A 3,011-nucleotide genomic window follows, 5' to 3' on the forward strand; every position below is an offset into this window, starting at 1 on the left:
ACGACCGGAACCGGAACGGGTTCCACCACATCGGGTGACGACGGCATCCTCGGCGGCACCCAGGTCACCGCCCCGATCACTCTTCCGATCACGATCGGCGGCAACGCCATCTCGGTGGTCGGCGAGACCACGGTCACCGACCCCGGAACGGATCCTGGAACGGATCCCGGAACCGACCCCGGAACCGACCCCGGAACCGACCCGGGAACCGACCCCGGAACGGATCCCGGAACCAACCCAGGAACCGACCCCGGCACGAGCCCGGGCACGGACCTCGGAACGACCGTGACCGCATCGGTCACCGGCGAGGCGGCCGTGACCGCCGCCGGCTCCGCCCAGGGACTCGCTGCCACCGGCGGCATCTCCTCGCTCGGCTTCGCACCGGTCGCTGCACTCCTGCTCCTCCTCGGAGCCGGCCTGCTGCGCCGTCGTCACGTGACGGCTTAGCCGCAGACCCCGGCGGTGCCGTCATCCTCGGGGGAGGAGATGCGGCATCGTCGGTGTGCGGATCCGTGACGCGATGAGCGTGGGTCCCCAGCCCAGCCCGCAGTCTGCGATGCCGCACAACTCACGGATGCCCCGCGTCCCCAGCGCGGGGCATCCGTCGCGCCCTCCTTCGTCCTCAGCGGTTCGCCCACCACTGCGACGAGAACGCCCCGGACACGCAGAACGCCCCCTGTCCCAAAGGACAGGGGGCGTTCGAGAGCGTCGCGCCTTACTTGGCGGCGACGACCTGCAGCGTGATGACTGCGGTCACGTCGTCGTGCAGACGAACCGTGGCCTCGTGCTCACCGATCGACTTGATCGCCGACGGGATGTGCACCTTGCGCTTGTCGATCGAGCCGAGACCCGCGGCTGCGACAGCATCCGCGATGTGATCGGTCTTGACCGAGCCGAAGAGGCGACCCTCGTTGCCGGCCTTGACGGCCAGACGCACCTTGGTGCCCTCGAGGGAGTTCTTCAGGGCCACGGCCTCGTCGCGGTCGTGGATCGCGCGAGCCTGACGAGCAGCCTGGATCGAAGCGACCTGCTTTTCGCCACCGCGGGTCCACGCCGTAGCGAAGCCCTGGGGGATGAGGTAGTTACGGGCGAACCCGTTCTTGACCTCGACCACGTCACCGGCGCTACCAAGCCCGGCGACCTCGTTCGTGAGAATCAGCTTTGCCATCTCGATACCCCTTACCGGCCGGCGCCAGCGTAGGGCAGGAGCGCCATCTCGCGCGCGTTCTTGATCGCGGTGGCGATCAGACGCTGCTCCTGCACCGAAACACCGGTGATACGACGGGCACGGATCTTGCCGCGCTCCGAGACGAACTTACGGAGGGTGGAGACATCCTTGTAATCGATGACTCCGACCCGGATCGACTTCGCGGGAGCGGCGTTCTTAGCGCCCTTCCGCGGCTTGCGGCGGTCGCCGCTCGACTTTCCAGCCATTGTTTTTCCTTAATGATGAGACGGATGCCGAGGCATCCGGAGATCCTGTTTCAGAAGGGGGTGTCGTCGCCGAAGCTGCCAGGAGTGCTCCAGGCATCTGCGCTCGTCGACGAGCCGGGCGTAGACCACGGCTCTTCCGACACCTGCTGCTGCTGAGCGGGACGGGACTGTCCGCCGCCGCCGCCACCGCCACCACCGGTCGACGCCGCACGGGTGACCTGCGCGGTCGCGTACCGAAGCGAGGGGCCGATCTCGTCGACCTCCAGCTCGATCGCGGTGCGCTGGTTGCCCTCGCGGTCCTGGTAGGAGCGCTGACGCAGACGGCCCTGCGCCATGACGCGCATACCCTTGGTCAGCGAACCCGCCACGTGCTCGGCGAATTCACGCCAGACCGACGCACGGAGGAACAGCGCTTCGCCGTCCTTCCACTCGTTGGCGGCGCGATCGAAGTTCCGAGGCGTCGAAGCGATGGTGAAGTTCGCCACCGGCAGTCCGTTCTGCGTGTAGCGCAGCTCGGGGTCGGCCGTGAGGTTGCCCACCACGGTGATGACTGTTTCGCCGGCCATCGGACTCAGGCCTTCGCAGCCTTGGCGGCCTTGCGGGCAGCCTTCTCTTCGGAGCGCTTGGCCTCCGAGGCGACCATCGCCTGAGCTTCCTCAGAACGGAGGACCTTGGTGCGCATGATCTGCTCGTTCAGCTTCAGCTGACGGTCGAGCTCCTGCGTGGCCTCGCTGGTTGCCGTGAAGTTGACGACGGCGTAGATGCCCTCGTTCTTCTTCTGGATCTCGTAAGCCAGACGGCGCTTGCCCCAGATGTCGACCTTGTCAATCGAGCCACCATCGTTGGTGATGACCTTCAGGAACTTGTCGAGCGTAGGGGCTACCTGGCGCTCGTCGATCTCGGGGGTCAGAATGACCATGAGTTCGTACTGGTGCGTCACTTACCCACCTCCTTCGGACTAGAACGGCTTCCGGGACTTTCCCGGAAGCAGGAGGGTGTGTGCACGTCATCCGCCGAGCCACCCGAGTGGGTGCCTGATGGCAGACAACCTTGACAGTGTAGCGGAGAAACCTCCGGCCTGCCTCCACGAGGTCGGCCCCTGAGTTGGCATGCTGGAGGACGTGCGTGCCGACACTCGGCGCGCGCGCGACCGAAGGGGGAAGCGCCATGCGCGTCAACAAATGGGGGGTCGGCATCGTCCTGGCCGCCACCGTATTGCTCACCGGCTGTTCCGCGGGCTCTGAAGAGCCGGCCGACGAGAAGCCCGCCGCCGGTGCGGAGGAATCCACCGCACCCGAGTCCGACTGCCCCGAGCTGACCGACGGTGCGACCATCGAGGGTGCCGTCCTCGCGGAATGCGTCACCGCCGCGATGACCGACACCGATGGATTCGCCGCGAAGATGACCACGCTCGGAATGGAGTCGACCAGCCTCTTCAGCCCGGCCGACGACGCGATCCAGACCGACACGAGCTTCGGCTCGATCATCGTCATCGGTGAAGACGCCTGGGTCAAGACCGCGACCGGAGAGTGGCAGGTCGCCGACCCGTCGTCCGACGATCAGGAGATCAGCGCGCT

General features: G+C 66.7%; 5 protein-coding genes and 1 pseudogene. 2 read left to right on the forward strand and 4 right to left on the reverse strand.

Going from position 1 to position 3,011, the window contains the following annotated elements:
- On the forward strand, positions 1-447 hold a 447-nt coding region (locus J7E68_RS19835; protein ID WP_251048950.1), incomplete at its 5' end, for a chaplin family protein.
- Between the two features lie 268 nt (positions 448-715).
- On the opposite strand, the gene rplI is transcribed toward J7E68_RS19835, so the two are convergent.
- From rplI to rpsF, 4 genes are read right to left on the reverse strand one after another with little or no spacing between them, the layout of a single operon-like run.
- Positions 716-1,168 (reverse strand): 50S ribosomal protein L9, encoded by a 453-nt coding sequence (gene rplI / locus J7E68_RS12880; RefSeq protein WP_215173192.1) that lies wholly within the window; start codon positions 1,166-1,168, stop codon positions 716-718.
- Positions 1,169-1,179: 11 nt separating this feature from the next.
- Positions 1,180-1,434, reverse strand: a complete 255-nt coding sequence (rpsR, locus tag J7E68_RS12885) for a 30S ribosomal protein S18 (RefSeq protein WP_045253956.1) — start codon at positions 1,432-1,434, stop codon at positions 1,180-1,182.
- Between the two features lie 50 nt (positions 1,435-1,484).
- Positions 1,485-2,000, reverse strand: a complete 516-nt coding sequence (locus J7E68_RS12890; RefSeq protein ID WP_042541519.1) for a single-stranded DNA-binding protein — start codon at positions 1,998-2,000, stop codon at positions 1,485-1,487.
- 5 nt (positions 2,001-2,005) lie between these two features.
- Positions 2,006-2,374: a 30S ribosomal protein S6 gene (rpsF, locus tag J7E68_RS12895; RefSeq protein WP_029264265.1), complete on the reverse strand. Its 369-nt coding sequence runs from the start codon at positions 2,372-2,374 to the stop codon at positions 2,006-2,008.
- Positions 2,375-2,601: 227 nt separating this feature from the next.
- Here rpsF and J7E68_RS12900 point away from each other — a divergent pair.
- Positions 2,602-3,011: pseudogene (locus J7E68_RS12900) on the forward strand (hypothetical protein); the annotation flags it as partial.

Source organism: Microbacterium sp. ISL-103 (assembly GCF_018613995.1).
Lineage (GTDB): Bacteria > Actinomycetota > Actinomycetes > Actinomycetales > Microbacteriaceae > Microbacterium.